The organism is Palleronia sp. LCG004, from assembly GCF_032931615.1.
In the GTDB taxonomy this organism is placed as follows: Bacteria; Pseudomonadota; Alphaproteobacteria; order Rhodobacterales; family Rhodobacteraceae; genus Palleronia.
This window is the reverse complement of record NZ_CP136759.1, coordinates 89,419-102,785: the sequence shown is the minus strand read 5'-3', so window position 1 is coordinate 102,785 and position 13,367 is coordinate 89,419. Positions and strand designations below refer to the sequence as shown.

The window sequence follows — 13,367 nt, the reverse complement described above, 5'->3', positions numbered from 1 at the left end:
CGGGGAATCACTGAAAATGATTTTCTGGTTTACCCGGCGGATCGGCGGCCGGGAGAGCCACCCGGGAATTTCACCCGAGTCCCTGCGATGGCCGAGCCATTAAGCGAGCGGCCCTTCTTTTGCAACCGGAGGGGCGGACGACCTTGGCCCTGGCCGTGCCCCGCCCGCCCCGTTCTCAATAGGCGGAACGGGTATCGAAGAGCCGCAAGGGCGTCAGCATCAGGATCTTGAGGTCGAGCCAGAGCGACCAGTTCTCGATATAATGCAGGTCGTGCTCGAAGCGGGCCTGCAGTTTGACGGGGTCGTCGATCTCGCCTCGCCAGCCGTGGATCTGCGCCCAGCCGGTGATGCCGGGCGGCAGGCGGTGACGCGCGGAATAGCCGTCGACGATGCGCTCGAACCTCTGCCTGCGGCTCGACATCGCGTCGACCGCATGGGGCCGCGGCCCGACGAGCGAGAGGTCCCCCTTGAGCACGTTGAAGAGCTGCGGAAGCTCGTCGATGGAGCTCTTGCGGAGGAAGCGCCCGACCCGCGTCACCCGCGGATCGCCCCGCGTCACGACGCTGCGCGCCTCCGGATCGGCCTGATCGTGATACATCGAACGGAACTTCAGCACCTCGATGATGCGGTCGTTGTAGCCATGGCGCCGCTGGCGGAAGAAGATGGGGCCGCGGCTCTCGAGCCGGATCGCGAGCGCCGCGATCAGCATGATGGGCGCGAAGGGCACGATCGCGAGCGCGGCGAAGACGACGTCGAAGACGCGCTTCGTCAGGCGGCATTCCGGTCCGAAATCGTGCCGCATCTTGGAGATGAGCGGATAGCGCCCCGCCCTCGCGAAGGTGAATCCGTCGCTGAAGGCCGAGAGCCGCACTTCGAGCGGCAGGACCCGCAGCGAGGAGAGGAGCCACGAGATCCGCCGCTCCGCCTCCAGCGGGAGGGCCACGATCACCATCTCGATTTCCGAGCGGCGGGCGAAGACGATGAGATCGTCGTAACCGCCGAGCTTCGGCACGCCCGAGACCTGCACGGGCGAGCGCAGATCGTCGCGGTCGTCGAAGATGCCGCAGATGCGGATGTCGTTCTCGGGCATCCGCGCGAGCCCCTGGATCAGCGCGAGCGCGTGTTCTCCGCCGCCGGCCACCACCGCGCGCCTGTCGAGGAGCCGCATACCGAAGACCCACGCCATGATCGCCGCCCATCCGAGCCTGAGCGGCACCAGTGCCGCCGCGGCGGCGATGATCGCGGCTGATACGAAGCTTGCGGGCTCGACAGGGGGCGAAAAGGTCATGATCGCGACCGGCAGGACGAGGGCCAGAACGCATCGGGACAGAGCGCGCGGGGCCGAGCGCAGCAGACGCGGACCGTAGCCCGCGACCCCCATCATCATCGCACAGGTCGCAAGCGCCGCCGCGATGCCGGTCATCGCGGCCTCGCCGGAGGCGAAGAGATGCGCGGGCGTGGCGGCGTATTGGGCGAACCAGAACGCCACGGCCAGTATAGGCAGGTCCACGAGGATCGCCGCGCAGGAGATCCAGATCGGCGGGAGCGACGGCCAGCGCAGGTCGTTCAGCACGTGTTCGGCTGCGGCGCCGAGATCGGCTTTCGGCATCTCGGTCAGGTCTTTCATCGGTCCGAAATATCTCCGCGGTGGTGTTCGGTGGCAATCATGACGCATGGGCGTTAACCGCGTTCTAACACAGCCAGGCCCGGGATCGCATCCGGATGACATTCCTGACGCGATGTCGCGGGGTGCCTTGGCTTGAAGGTCCACATCCGTCGTGATTGGATGCGGCCTCCCCACGCATCGGGCGGCGAACGGGACGATTCGAGGAGAGCTGCGGCAGTGTACCGACATCACGAAGCGACCGACCGTAGCGCGACCTCGGGATCTCTCTCGGACCGCGTGGAACGTCCGGCGCGGCTGGCCGAGGGAATCGTGTGGGTGATGATCTTCGCGCTCGTCTCGGCGCTTGTCATCGCGCTCGACGCGGGAGCGCTCGCTCCGGGCGAGAAACTCACGCGCGAGGGTGGATCCGTCGAGACGATGTCGATGGTCGGCTATCTGGTCGTGATCGGGGCCTATCTGCGGATCATGGGGCGGCATTCCTTCTGGGCGGTGCCGATGGTCCTTCTCTTCATGGCGGCGCGGGAATTCGACGCCGACAAGAGGTTCACGTCCGAAGGCATCCTGAGCACCAAGATCCTGTTCTACGACACGCCCGTCCGGGAAAAGATCCTGGCACTGGCGATCTGGGCGGTTCTGGTCTGGACGATCGTCTCGCTGATCCGGCATCGCGGCCCCGACCTTGTGCGGGCATTGCGCGGCGGCGCGCCTTGGGCGCTCGCATTCGCGGGGGGCATGGCCGTGGTCGTCTTCAGCAAGGCGATCGACGGCCTTGCGCGCAAGCTCTCGCCCTGGGGGATCGACGTGTCCGCGCCGGTCGATCGCAACGCGGGCATCCTTGAGGAATTCCTCGAACTCGGGATTCCCGCGCTTTTCCTGCTGGCGCTTTTCCTGAAGGTCGCGACCGTTCCGCGGTCATTCCCTCGGTAACGCAGGATTCCGTCCCTGCATCACCGGCACGCTGACGATCGGCCGAATGCCGTCGTGCAAAGCCACACGCCCCAAACGGTCTGAACCCGCATATCGATCGGCGCGTCCGGTCCAGCTATGCAACGGCAGGATGCGTTGGGACTGAGTCGCAAAGCCCCCCATACTGCGCGATAACCCGCCGCGCGTTCGGCGGTGATCTCGTGACCCCAGCCGTGAGCATCCTGACCTCGACCTCGAAATCCGACGACGCGGGGGTGCGCCTGCCCGGAACTGGTCGAGGGCGCGTTCCTCGGCAAAGTCGCATTCGCTCTCCGTCCGCCAGCCTTTTCGAGTGCTGTTCCGGCCGGCTCGGGGCGATGGTCTGCCTTCACCTCGGCCCCGTTCCGTTCGCTCGGCGCGTCCCTGTTGGGCATTCGACGCGAGCCGTTACGCACTGCGTCAAAAACTGTCTCACCGCGGCCACGCATCCGATCCGAATTCCGGTTAACCTTAATATGCGTGTTACAATCCGCCTAGAGTAGGGAGCCGACGCTCGGGGAAACCGGGCCATCCCATTACCATACCCTTCCGGAAGGACGACGATCATGGCTCAACCCTCAGGGATTCCCTCGAACATTGCGGCCGGGCCCGGCGACGACGCGCTCAAACTGCTGGATTTCGCCGATCAGGTCGCCGCTTCCGCCGCGAGCGCAGGTGCGCGGAATCTCTCGGCCATGCTGGACGCGCTGGGGGCGCAGGATCTGGGCGACGACACGGTCACGGCCTCTGCCACGTCGCAGACACTCGTCATCAACGAGGTGCTGGGATCGACCACGGGAGCCGACAGCGAATATATCGAGCTTTTCGGCACGCCCGGAACATCGCTCGACGGCCTCAGCATCATCGTGGTCGAAAGCGACGATCAGGCGGCGAACGGGGATATCGACTTCCGGCTCGATTTCGGAGCCGGTGACGCGATCGGCGAGAACGGTTTCTTCCTCGCCGCGAACGGCATCGCGGCCGCGACCTACAACGTGACCCCAAATGTCGAGATCGGCGACAACTCGATCGAGAACTCGTCCTACACGATCGCGCTGGTCGAGACGGCGAGCCTTGGGGACGGCATCGTGTCGGGCTCCGAGATCGTGCTCGACGCGGTCGGCGTGAGCGATGGCGAGGGGCCGGAATTCTTCGCCTTCGACGCGCCCGTGATCGGTCCCGACGGCAGCTTCCTGCCCGCGGGCGTGGGCCGCGTCGACGACGGCGTCGATACCGACAACGCCTCGGATTTCGAGATCCTGTCCTTCAACAACGACAGCCCCCCGAACACGCCCACCGCCGGCACGAGCGTCGGCGGCGGTGACGGTGGCGAGGGCGGAGGCGACGTCACGATCGACGACGAACCGACGCTCATCAGCGCGATCCAGGGCACCGGTTCCGCAAGCGGGATGGTCGGGCAGAATGTCGTCGTCGAGGCGATCGTGACCGGCGATTTCCAGACCGGCGACGGAGACACGTTCCGCGACCTCGGCGGCTTCTTCCTGATGGAGGAGCGCGAGGATTTCGACGATGACGACATGACCTCCGAAGGGATCTTCGCCTTCGAGGGGGCGATGACCGACGTGGATGTCGCGCAGGGCGACCGCGTGCGCGTTCTGGGAACGGTGATCGAACGCTTCGACAAGACCACCATCGAGGTGAGCGAGATCCGCATCGAGGGCAAGGCGGTCGAGCCGGACGTCCTGTCGCTCGCCCTCGAGATGGCGCTTCCCGCGATCGAGGACCGGGAGGCCGTCGAGAGCATGCTGATCGATTTCAGCGAGCCGCTGACCTTTACCGAGACCTTCGACTACGAAGCCTTCAACATCGGCACGATGGCCGCGGGCGGACCGGTCTATCAGTACACGCAGCTGAACGACCCGGATCGCGCGGGCAACGAGGCCTATCTCGAGGAAGTGGCCGACCGCACCATCGCGATCGACGACGGCACCAATGCGCGCCGCGGCGATTTCGACCCGATCCCCGAGCCCGACGGCGATCTCTTCTCGGTCGCGGACGGCGTCCGGATGGGCCAGGATTACGACCTCACCGCGATCATGGATTACGATTTCGGCGAATGGCGCCTGCGTCTGCCCGATGATGCGGAATTCGAGCCGGTGGGCGACAGCGACCGTCCCGAAACGCCTGCGGATGTGGGGAGCGACTACAAGGTCGGATCGCTCAACGTGCTGAACTACTTCACCACGCTTGACGGTCGGACCGATATCGGCGCGAGCCCCCGCGGTGCCGAGAGCGAGGCCGCGTTCGAACGCCAGACCGAGAAGCTCGTCACGATCATCCAGGGCATGGATACGGATGTCATCTCGCTCAACGAGATCGAGAACGACTTCGCGGGCGGCGAATTCGCGATCAAGACGCTGGTCGAGCGGCTGAACGAAGGGCTCGACGACGCCCCCTGGGCCTTCGTCGATCCGGGTCAGGAATTCGTGGGCGGCGATGCGATCTCGGTCGGTTTCCTCTATAATTCCTCCACGACGCGCATCGCCGAGGGCACCAGCGTCGCGACGCTGACCGACGATCAGCTTGCGGATCTCGGCGTCGATCCGGGCCATGCGCTCTTCGAGGGGCCGGGCAGCAACCGCGTGCCGATGGCCGTGACCTTCGAGGAACTGGCGAGCGGCGAGCGCTTCACCGCCGTCGCGAACCACTTCAAGTCCAAGGGATCGGTCAGCCCGTTCGGCGACAACCGCGATAACGGCGACGGGGCGGGGGCCAACAACGAGGCGCGCTCCCAGGCGGCCGAGGCGGTCGATGCCTGGCTCGCCAGCAATCCGACCGGGTCCGACGATCCCGACAAGCTGATCCTCGGCGATCTCAACTCCTACGCGCAGGAAGACCCGCTGAAGATCCTCGAAGCCGCGGGATTCACCAACCTCGTGGCGCAATACGAGGGTTTCGAGAGCACCTCCTATCGCTTTTCGGGACAGGTCGGCACGCTCGACTATGCGCTTGCCAGCGACGCGTTGAGGGATCAGGTCACCGGTGCCACGATCTGGGACATCAACGACGAGGAACCCGTCTTCTTCGACTACAATCTCGAGGGGACGTTCACCGGGCAGCTGCGTCCGCAAGATCAGGGCCTCTTCGACGGGGACAGTCCCGCGCGCGCCTCGGACCACGATCCGATCGTGGTGGGGCTCGACCTTTCCTCCGAGCCTGAGTTCGAACTGGTTCTGGGCACGAGCGGCAACGACAGGCTGATCGGCACCGATGCGAATGAGCGGATCGTCTCGGGCGGCGGCAGGATGGACCTGCTGACCGGCGGCGCGGGCGCGGACGTTTTCGAGTTCACCGACGAGATCGGCATGCGCAACAATGCCCAGGTCATCGATTACGACGCGGCAGAGGGCGACATGATCGATCTCGGCGGCACGGGGATCGCCGATATCCGGGAGCTCGGCCGGAATACGTTCCTGCAGCTCGAGAATGACGGCGACACGCTGATCATCCGCGATGCGACCTTCGAGGAGCTGGTCTTCACCGAGGACAGCGCACCGCTGCTCTGACCTCGAAAGCCGCGCGGCCCGGGGCGGGTCGCGCGCGCAGATTCACATCATCAGGGAGAGACAAACATGAGACAGTTCGCCACCAGCCTCGTCGTCGCAGCGGGACTCGCCGCATCGGGAGGGGGCGCCCATGCCGCGACGCTGGGGTATCAGCTCGATGCGCCGTTCCTCATGGCATCGGGCAGTGCCGGTTATTTCGCCGGCGGCGATCTTTCGTTCTTCGGAACGTCGGCGTCGGGGATCGACGTCACAGCCACCTTTGCCCTCATGCCCGAGGCCGATCAGGAGATCGGGTTCATTGCGTTCCCGGATTTCCTCGAGATCGACGATTTCGGATTCGAGGTCGGAGAGGGGACCGACCGTCTGGAGCTTCTCTTCGACGATGGCGGAGCGCTGTCGCTTGCCGTTCTGACGGGGGAATTCGGAAGCGGCGAAAGCTTCGCATCCTCGGACTTCTTCACCGCCGCCGAGATCGAGATCAGCCGGGTGAGCGCTCCCGCCGTGATCCCGCTTCCGGCGGGCGGCGTACTGCTGCTGTCGGGGCTTGCCCTGCTGCGCCTGCGCAGGCGCATCGCGGGCTGAACGCGATCCGACCCCCGGCGAAGATCGCCGGGGGCCGGGATGCCCGGAGGGTCAGCCGGCCTTCGCCATTCCGTGCGAAAGGCCGGCGATCACGCCGCGCAGCTCCGCGAGACCCTTGAGACGGCCGATCGCCGGATAGCCCGGCTGCGCCTTGCGGGTGAGGTCGTCGAGGATGTCCTGCCCGTGATCGGGGCGGAACGGGATCGACGCGTCGCTGCGACCGGCCTTCCTGCGCCGGGCTTCCTCGGCGAGGACAGCGGCGACCAGCGCCACCATATCGGTATCGCCGCCCAGATGTTCGGCCTCGTAGAACGAGCAGGGCGTCGCGTCGTTCTCGCGCTTGACGTTCCTGAGATGCAGGAAGTGCACGCGGTCGCCCAGGCGTTCCATCATGCCAGGCAGATCGTTGTCGGCGCGCGCGCCGAGCGATCCGGAGCAGAGCGTGACGCCGTTCGCATCGCTCGGCACCGCATCGAGGAGCTTGCGGTAATCGGACTCGGTCGACATCACGCGCGGCAGCCCGAGCAGCGGGAACGGCGGATCGTCGGGGTGACAGCAGAGCCTGATCCCCAGCCGCTTGGCCTCCGGCACGACCTCCGACAGGAAATCGACCTGATGCGCGCGCAGCGTCTCGGCCGACATACGCGCATATTGAGCGAGATGGGCGCGCACGTCGTCGAGGCTGAAATGCTCGGCCGCGCCCGGCAGGCCGCAGACGAGGTTGTCGGCAAGCTCGGCGCGGCGGGCATCGGACATGTCGGCGAAACGGCGGGCGGCCTCTTCGACCACTGCCTCGGGGAAGGCTTCGGCCGCGCCGTCACGCTCGAGCACGTGGAGGTCGAAGGCGGCGAAATCGACGAGGTCGAACCGCATCGCGGTGCCGCCGTGCTGCGCGCGCCACGCGAGATCCGTGCGCGTCCAGTCGAGAACCGGCATGAAGTTGTAGCAGACGACCTCGATCCCGGCCCGTGCCAAGTGACCGAGGCTCTCGCGGTAGGTGTCGAGATGGGCGCGCCATTCGCCCGACTGCTTCTTGATGTCCTCCGAGACCGGAAGGCTTTCGACCACTTCCCAGGCGAGGCCCGAAGGCGTGCCGTCGCGGCGCGTCGCGATCTCCTGCTGCCGTTTGGCGATCTCGTCCGGTGTCCAGACCGCCCCCGTGGGAACATGATGGAGCGCCGAGACGACGCCCTCGACTCCTGCCTGCAGCATCTCGTCGATACCGACGCCATCCTTGGGCCCGAACCATCGCCAGGTCTGTCGCATGTCAACTCCGCGTAAAATTTTTCGGTGTCGATAGAGGATAGCGCAACCGGGGACAAGAAGTCGCGATCGTGCGAGGTGGCTCAGGCGTCGGGCGCGTCAAGCCGCAGGGCGAGTTCGTGATCGACGCAGAGATGCGTGGCGTATCCCCCGCCGAGCGCGGCCGTCGCCGCCTCGAGCCGGTCCTCGCCCCCCACGACCATCAACCGGCGCGGCGCGCGCAGGAAATCCCGCGGCATCGCCGAAATCACGCGGCCGGCCGGCGGCAAGTCCAGCGCCCCGCCGGCCGCGTCGATGAAGCGGGAACAGAGGATGCCGCGCGCCCCTGCCCCGCGCGCCGCGGCAAGCTCGGCGGGGCTGACCATCCCGCTCTGGACGACATGCGTTTCGGGGCCGACATTGCCGACCGAGAAGGTCACGAGGTCGAGCGAGGAGAGCGCCTCGAGCTGCGCGGCGATCGTGGGCTCGGCGCGGAAGAGATCGGCGATCTCGCGGCTCGAGGCCAGTGCCGGGGCGTGGAGCGTGTAGCAAAGCGCGTCGAGCGCGTTCGCGATCTCGATCGCGCAGAGTTCCGAGGCGGGCACGCGATCGGAGATCATCGAGCCGATCATCTGGAAGACCCGCACATCCGCGACCGGATGCGCCGGCATCGAGGAGGAGACTGCGCGGATCGTCTCGCCCCAGGCGACGCCCACGCGGTCGCCGGGCCGGACGAGATCCGTGAGCGCGATGGCCCCGACCCGCCCCAGAAGGCGCAGCATCTCGTCGCGCGAGATGGCGATGCCATCGGCCGCCCCCCTCGCGACATAGACGCTTTCGAGGCCGAACCGCGCGGCGAGACGCGCGCCGAGATCCGAGGACGCGACACTCGACCCGTCGACACGGATGTCGACGATGCCGAGGTCGCGCGCCTCGCGGAGCATGTTGAGAATCGTGGCGCGCGACACTCCGATGCGCGTCGCGATCTCGCCCTGCGTCAGCTGCTCGCCATAGTAGAGAAGCGCGACATTGGCGAGCGCCGCGCGCTTCTCGGTGCCGGAACGACCGCCTCTCGACATCTCACGACGACGGAGAGTCGCGGCCGGTCTGGCCGTAATTCTGCCGGAACCACGCATAGCAGCGCGCGATCTCCTCGTCGGGCAGCGCCTCCACCGGGCCGCGCAGCATGGCGAGATGCGTGGTCATCGCGGCCTCCTCTAGATAGGCGGCGATGGTCGCGGCCTCGGTCGCGGACTTGCCCATCGTGAAGACGCCATGCGCCTTGACGAGGACGGCCATGCCGCCCTCCGCCGCCTCGAGGATCGCCTCGCCGGTATCGACCTCGCCCGGTGTCGCGTAGCGCGAGCACGGCACGTCGCGCCCGAGGATGTGGGTGATCGGGGTAAGGACCGCCGGAATGGCCTCGCCCCGCGCCGCAAAGCTCGTCGCATAGGGCGAGTGGGTATGCGCGATCCCGCCCAGATCGTCGCGATGGCGATAGAGATAGAGATGGATGCCCGCATCGACCGACGGCTTCATCTCGCCCTCGATCACGGTCCCGTCGATGTCGAGAACGACCATGTGCTCGGGCTTGAGCTTGGAGAACTTCACGCCCGAGGGCTTGATGACCACATGCCCGGTCTGCGCGTCGCGGCCCGAGACGTTGCCGCCCGATCCCACGACCAGACGGTTGCGCGGCAGTTCGAGATTCTGTTCGCAGACTTCTTCCTTGAGGGTTTCGAGCATCAGGCGGTCTCCGGCAGGCCGTGGGGATAGACGACGATCTTGAGCGATTTCTCGGCCTCGACGAGGAGCCTGAACGCCTCGGCGGAATCCTCGATCGCGAAGCGGTGTGAAATGGCGCGGTCGGCGTCGATGCGCCCCGCCTCGAGAAGGCGGATATAGCTGTAGGTGTCGGTATGATCCGACGAATAGCGCGACGTAACGGTGATCTGGTCGAAATAGGCGGCGTTGCCGTCGCGCACCCAATCGGTATCGGGCGGCAGCGGCGCGCCCAGATGCAGGCAGCCGCCGACCTCGACCAGCGACATGGCCTGATCCCAGGCCGATGCGACGGGGGCGATGACGATCACCGTATCGGCGAGGCGGCCGTTGTTGAGCGCGCGCATCGCCTCGACCGCATTCTCGGATCGGGGATTGATCGTGTGGGTCGCGCCGAACTCGCGCGCGCGGTCGAGCCGCCAGTCCGAAAAGTCGAGCGCCACGACCTTGCCCGCGCCGAAGAGCGGGGCGAGATGGACGAAGCCCTGACCCATGAACCCCGCGCCCACCACGGCCACGGTGTCGCCGGGCTGGATGTTGCATTGCTTGAGGCCCGACAGCACGCAGGACCACGGCTCGATCGTGACGGCGGCCTCGGTCGAGATGGTGTCGGGCAGCTTGTGGGCGTCCATCGCGAGGTGCTGCGCCGTGACGCGGTAATATTCGCAGACCCCGCCCGGATCGAGCTTCATCCGGCTGTAGAACGGGTCGCGGGTGAAGTGACCGCGGCGCGACAGGTGGCTGTTCACCCGGCCGACATGGTGATTGACGAAGAGCCGGTCGCCGACGGCGAAATCGGTGACGCCCGCGCCGATCTCGACCACCTCGCCGATGGGCTCGTGCCCGAGGACCTTCGGCTCGGACTTCTTGTACCATGCCATCGTCTCGCCGCCGCAGAGCCCGCAGGCCAGCGTCTTGAGCAGGACCTCTCCCGGCCCGATCCCGGGCACGGGACGCTCCTCGAGGCGGATGTCGTCGAGCGCGTGGTAGACCGCGGCTTTCATCGTCTTCGTCATGTCTTGTCCTCGGAAGAATGGTCGTCGGCCGTGAGCGCGCGGAGCTCTTCGGCGGTGCGGCGCGCGGCGTTCGACAGGATGGCGTAGCGGTCGAAGACACGGTCGTAGGCCTCGTGCCGCGCTGGGTCGGGATCGAATTGACGTGTCCGGTCCTCGCGCATGACGAGGTCGATGGCGCGCCCCTCGCCCGCCGCCGCCGCGCCGAGCGTCGCCGCCCCCCAGAGCCCCTGGTCGAATCCTTCGGAGGTGACGACCGGCACGCCGAGGATATCGGCGATGATCTGGCACCAGGTTCCGTTGCGCGCACCCCCGCCCGTGAGCTGGACCGGCTTGTCGGGCAATCCACCCTCGGACACGAAGCAGTGCCGCAGGCTCATCGCGGTGCCCTCCATCACGGCGCGGGCCATGTCGGCCTTGGAACTGCGTCCGGTGAGGCCGTGGAAGGCCGCCGCGATATCGGGCGAGACGAACGGGGCCCGCTCGCCCGAGAGATAGGGCAGGAAGGTGACGCCGTTCGCCCCGGGCGGCACGTCGGTGACGAGCGTGTCGAGCTTCGCGGCGATGGCGCCCGCATCCTCTCCTCCGAGGCTCGTCGGATGGAGCCCCGCGAACCAGTCGAAGGCCGATGCCCCGGTCGAGGGGGCGAGGATGCGGATGATCGCGTCCGATGTCGGGTGAAGCGCGCTCGCCCCCGCGGGCTGGCTCTCCGGCACGACGCTGTCGGTCAGGATGTTGACGACGGCCGTGGTGCCCATGATCATCATGGTCTCGCCCGGACGCTCCATCCCCATGCCGAGGATCATCGCCGCGAGGTCGAGCGTCGGCGTCGCCACCGGCAGCCCCGCGGGCAGACCTGTCGCCTCGGCCATCCCGGGAAGGATCGTGCCCAAGCGGGTATCGGCGGGCTGGGGTCGCGACAACAGCTCGCCCAGATCCTCGCAATCGAGCGCGGCCAGAGCCTCGCGGCTGTATCGCCCGGTCGAAAGGTCGAGGAACGGGATGGAGCCGTTGGCGCGATCCGTCGCCGCGACGCCCGTCAACCGGTAGCCGATCCAGTCGCCGCAGGTGAAGACATGCGCGACCCGCGCCGCGCGCTCGGGCTCCGCCCGGCGCAGCCAGCGCCAGAGCGCGCCGGACGTTCCGGGCCAGAGCGACGTGTGGCTTGCGCGGCCCACCGCGTCGGATGCGCCCGACCGTTCGAGCGCCGTGACGTCCGCGGCCGCCCGCGTGTCGTTCCAGAGGATCGCGTTGCCGAGCGGCTGGCCATCGGCGTCGACCGCCCAGAACCCGTCGCCCTGCGCGCAGATCCCGAGCGAGCCGATCTCGGACGGGTCGAGTTGCCGGGCGAGTCCCTGCAACACGGCGCAGACGGTTCGCCAGACGCCCTCCATGTCCTGCTCGGACCGGCCGCCGGGTGCCGTGATCGTCGCCGATGCCCGCTGCATGGTTGCCATGCAGGCCCCGTCGGGCGTAAAGGCTGCAGCCTTGATGGCCGTCGTGCCGATGTCGAGCGCCAGTCTCAGCTTCGTCATCAGGGATCCTCCAATTCTGGGACAATTGACAAAAATTTTGACAATTGTAAATCGGCGTGCTCTCATCCTCGGCGATTTCGTGACGCATCCAGGGAGGATTTCATGAAGACGATCGCTTCGATGCTGGCGGGTGCGACCGCCCTGTCGCTCGCCCTACCCGCCCTAGCGCAGGATGATGCGGAGCTGAGCCTGGATGGCAAGCGGATCGGCATCGCCGTCGTCGGCACCCAGCATTTCTGGGACCGCGAAGCTTTCAACGGCGCGAGTTCCCGCGTGGAAGAGCTCGGCGGCGAGGTCATGGCCGTCGATGGCGGGCGCGACAATCAGGTCCATGCCGACAATCACGACATCCTGCTGAACGCGGGCGTCGATGCGGTGATCTCGATCCTCGGCGACGGCGCGGTCGAGCCGAAATTCGCGGCGATGCGCGAAGCCGGGATCCCCGTCTTCACCGTCGACCACCCGAGCGAGCATTCGGTCAACAACACGACCTCCGACAACTACTACATGGGGACGACCATCGGCCGTCTGACCGCCGATGCGCTCGAGGGCGAGGGGCGGATCGCGCTCTTCAACGCGTTCGAGAACTCGCTCAGGATCTGCGCGATCCGGACGCAGCTCTGGAAATACGTGCTTCAGGACTACCCCAATATCGAAATCCTGGAACCCGAGCTCGCCGAGGCCTATGCCAACGCCCCCGAGGATGCCCGCCGTCAGACGCTTGACCTGCTGAGCCAGTATCCCGAGGGAGAGCTCGACGCGATCCATGTCGGATGCTGGGACCAGCCCGCGATCGGCGTTGTGCAGGCGCTCGAGGAGACGGGACGCGACGACGACGTGCTCGTCACCGCGCTCGACGGCGGGCCAGACACGCTCGAGATCATGGCCGAGGAGGGCAGCCCCTTCGTTGCCAACGTGGCCCAGCAGCCCAACCTGATCGGCCAGATCTCGGCCGAGAACGTGGCGCGCTACTTCGCCGACGAGGAGCTTCTGCCGCAGACCTATGTCGACGTCGTTCCGGTCGATGGCCGCGAAGGTGCCGTCGAGGCCTACGAAGAGCTCGGATACGGCACGCTGAACTGATCGCGGGGCGGTCCCGCACCGCCATCCGCTC

General features: G+C 67.0%; 10 protein-coding genes and 1 other annotated feature. Of the genes, 4 read left to right on the top strand and 6 right to left on the bottom strand.

What is annotated here, in order from left to right:
- Positions 1–27: 27 nt before the first annotated feature.
- Positions 28–85: a sequence feature (sul1 is cis-regulatory element that is thought to sense ions involved in sulfur or methionine metabolism; They are found in Alphaproteobacteria), on the bottom strand.
- Positions 86–175: 90 nt separating this feature from the next.
- Complete coding sequence (locus tag RVY76_RS00440) at positions 176–1,627, bottom strand: exopolysaccharide biosynthesis polyprenyl glycosylphosphotransferase (protein ID WP_317375050.1); 1,452 nt, start codon at positions 1,625–1,627, stop codon at positions 176–178.
- Between the two features lie 216 nt (positions 1,628–1,843).
- On the opposite strand from RVY76_RS00440, the gene RVY76_RS00435 reads away from it, so the two are divergent.
- The 3 genes from RVY76_RS00435 to RVY76_RS00425 all read left to right on the top strand — a co-directional run bounded on the left by RVY76_RS00435 (position 1,844) and on the right by RVY76_RS00425 (position 6,681).
- On the top strand, positions 1,844–2,554 hold the full coding sequence (locus tag RVY76_RS00435; protein WP_317375049.1) for a hypothetical protein: 711 nt from the start codon (positions 1,844–1,846) through the stop codon (positions 2,552–2,554).
- 584 nt (positions 2,555–3,138) lie between these two features.
- On the top strand, positions 3,139–6,099 hold the full coding sequence (locus tag RVY76_RS00430; protein ID WP_317375047.1) for an ExeM/NucH family extracellular endonuclease: 2,961 nt from the start codon (positions 3,139–3,141) through the stop codon (positions 6,097–6,099).
- A 66-nt stretch (positions 6,100–6,165) separates the two neighbouring features.
- Entirely contained in the window at positions 6,166–6,681 is a 516-nt protein-coding gene (locus tag RVY76_RS00425) for a hypothetical protein (RefSeq protein ID WP_317375045.1), read from the top strand.
- Between the two features lie 51 nt (positions 6,682–6,732).
- On the opposite strand, the gene uxuA is transcribed toward RVY76_RS00425, so the two are convergent.
- The 5 genes from uxuA to RVY76_RS00400 all read right to left on the bottom strand — a co-directional run bounded on the left by uxuA (position 6,733) and on the right by RVY76_RS00400 (position 12,253).
- A complete protein-coding gene (gene uxuA / locus RVY76_RS00420) occupies positions 6,733–7,947 on the bottom strand; it encodes a mannonate dehydratase (protein WP_317375043.1) in 1,215 nt (404 codons plus the stop codon).
- Positions 7,948–8,027: 80 nt separating this feature from the next.
- Positions 8,028–9,002, bottom strand: coding sequence for a sugar-binding transcriptional regulator (locus RVY76_RS00415; protein WP_317375041.1), 975 nt, complete (start codon positions 9,000–9,002; stop codon positions 8,028–8,030).
- 1 nt (position 9,003) lies between these two features.
- Positions 9,004–9,669: a class II aldolase/adducin family protein gene (locus RVY76_RS00410; RefSeq protein ID WP_317375040.1), complete on the bottom strand. Its 666-nt coding sequence runs from the start codon at positions 9,667–9,669 to the stop codon at positions 9,004–9,006.
- The gene (locus tag RVY76_RS00405) at positions 9,669–10,721 is read right to left on the bottom strand and encodes a zinc-binding dehydrogenase (protein ID WP_317375039.1); all 1,053 of its coding nucleotides are present in this window, start codon (positions 10,719–10,721) and stop codon (positions 9,669–9,671) included. Before RVY76_RS00405 ends, RVY76_RS00410 begins: the two co-directional genes overlap by 1 nt.
- Positions 10,718–12,253: an FGGY-family carbohydrate kinase gene (locus RVY76_RS00400; RefSeq protein ID WP_317375037.1), complete on the bottom strand. Its 1,536-nt coding sequence runs from the start codon at positions 12,251–12,253 to the stop codon at positions 10,718–10,720. Before RVY76_RS00400 ends, RVY76_RS00405 begins: the two co-directional genes overlap by 4 nt.
- Before the next feature lie 102 nt (positions 12,254–12,355).
- On the opposite strand from RVY76_RS00400, the gene RVY76_RS00395 reads away from it, so the two are divergent.
- Positions 12,356–13,336 carry a sugar ABC transporter substrate-binding protein gene (locus tag RVY76_RS00395; protein WP_317375035.1) on the top strand — a complete coding sequence of 327 codons (981 nt, stop codon included), beginning with the start codon at positions 12,356–12,358 and terminating at the stop codon, positions 13,334–13,336.
- The last annotated feature ends 31 nt before the right edge of the window (positions 13,337–13,367 follow it).

Bases quoted from the DNA above. Each gene is read 5' to 3' on its own strand.
- RVY76_RS00440 (WP_317375050.1), bottom strand. From the start codon at position 1,627: ATGAAAGACCTGACCGAGATGCCGAAAGCCGATCTCGGCGCCGCAGCC.
- RVY76_RS00430 (WP_317375047.1), top strand. From the start codon at position 3,139: ATGGCTCAACCCTCAGGGATTCCCTCGAACATTGCGGCCGGGCCCGGC.
- RVY76_RS00425 (WP_317375045.1), top strand. From the start codon at position 6,166: ATGAGACAGTTCGCCACCAGCCTCGTCGTCGCAGCGGGACTCGCCGCA.
- uxuA (WP_317375043.1), bottom strand. From the start codon at position 7,947: ATGCGACAGACCTGGCGATGGTTCGGGCCCAAGGATGGCGTCGGTATC.
- RVY76_RS00415 (WP_317375041.1), bottom strand. From the start codon at position 9,002: ATGTCGAGAGGCGGTCGTTCCGGCACCGAGAAGCGCGCGGCGCTCGCC.
- RVY76_RS00410 (WP_317375040.1), bottom strand. From the start codon at position 9,669: ATGCTCGAAACCCTCAAGGAAGAAGTCTGCGAACAGAATCTCGAACTG.
- RVY76_RS00405 (WP_317375039.1), bottom strand. From the start codon at position 10,721: ATGACGAAGACGATGAAAGCCGCGGTCTACCACGCGCTCGACGACATC.
- RVY76_RS00400 (WP_317375037.1), bottom strand. From the start codon at position 12,253: ATGACGAAGCTGAGACTGGCGCTCGACATCGGCACGACGGCCATCAAG.
- RVY76_RS00395 (WP_317375035.1), top strand. From the start codon at position 12,356: ATGAAGACGATCGCTTCGATGCTGGCGGGTGCGACCGCCCTGTCGCTC.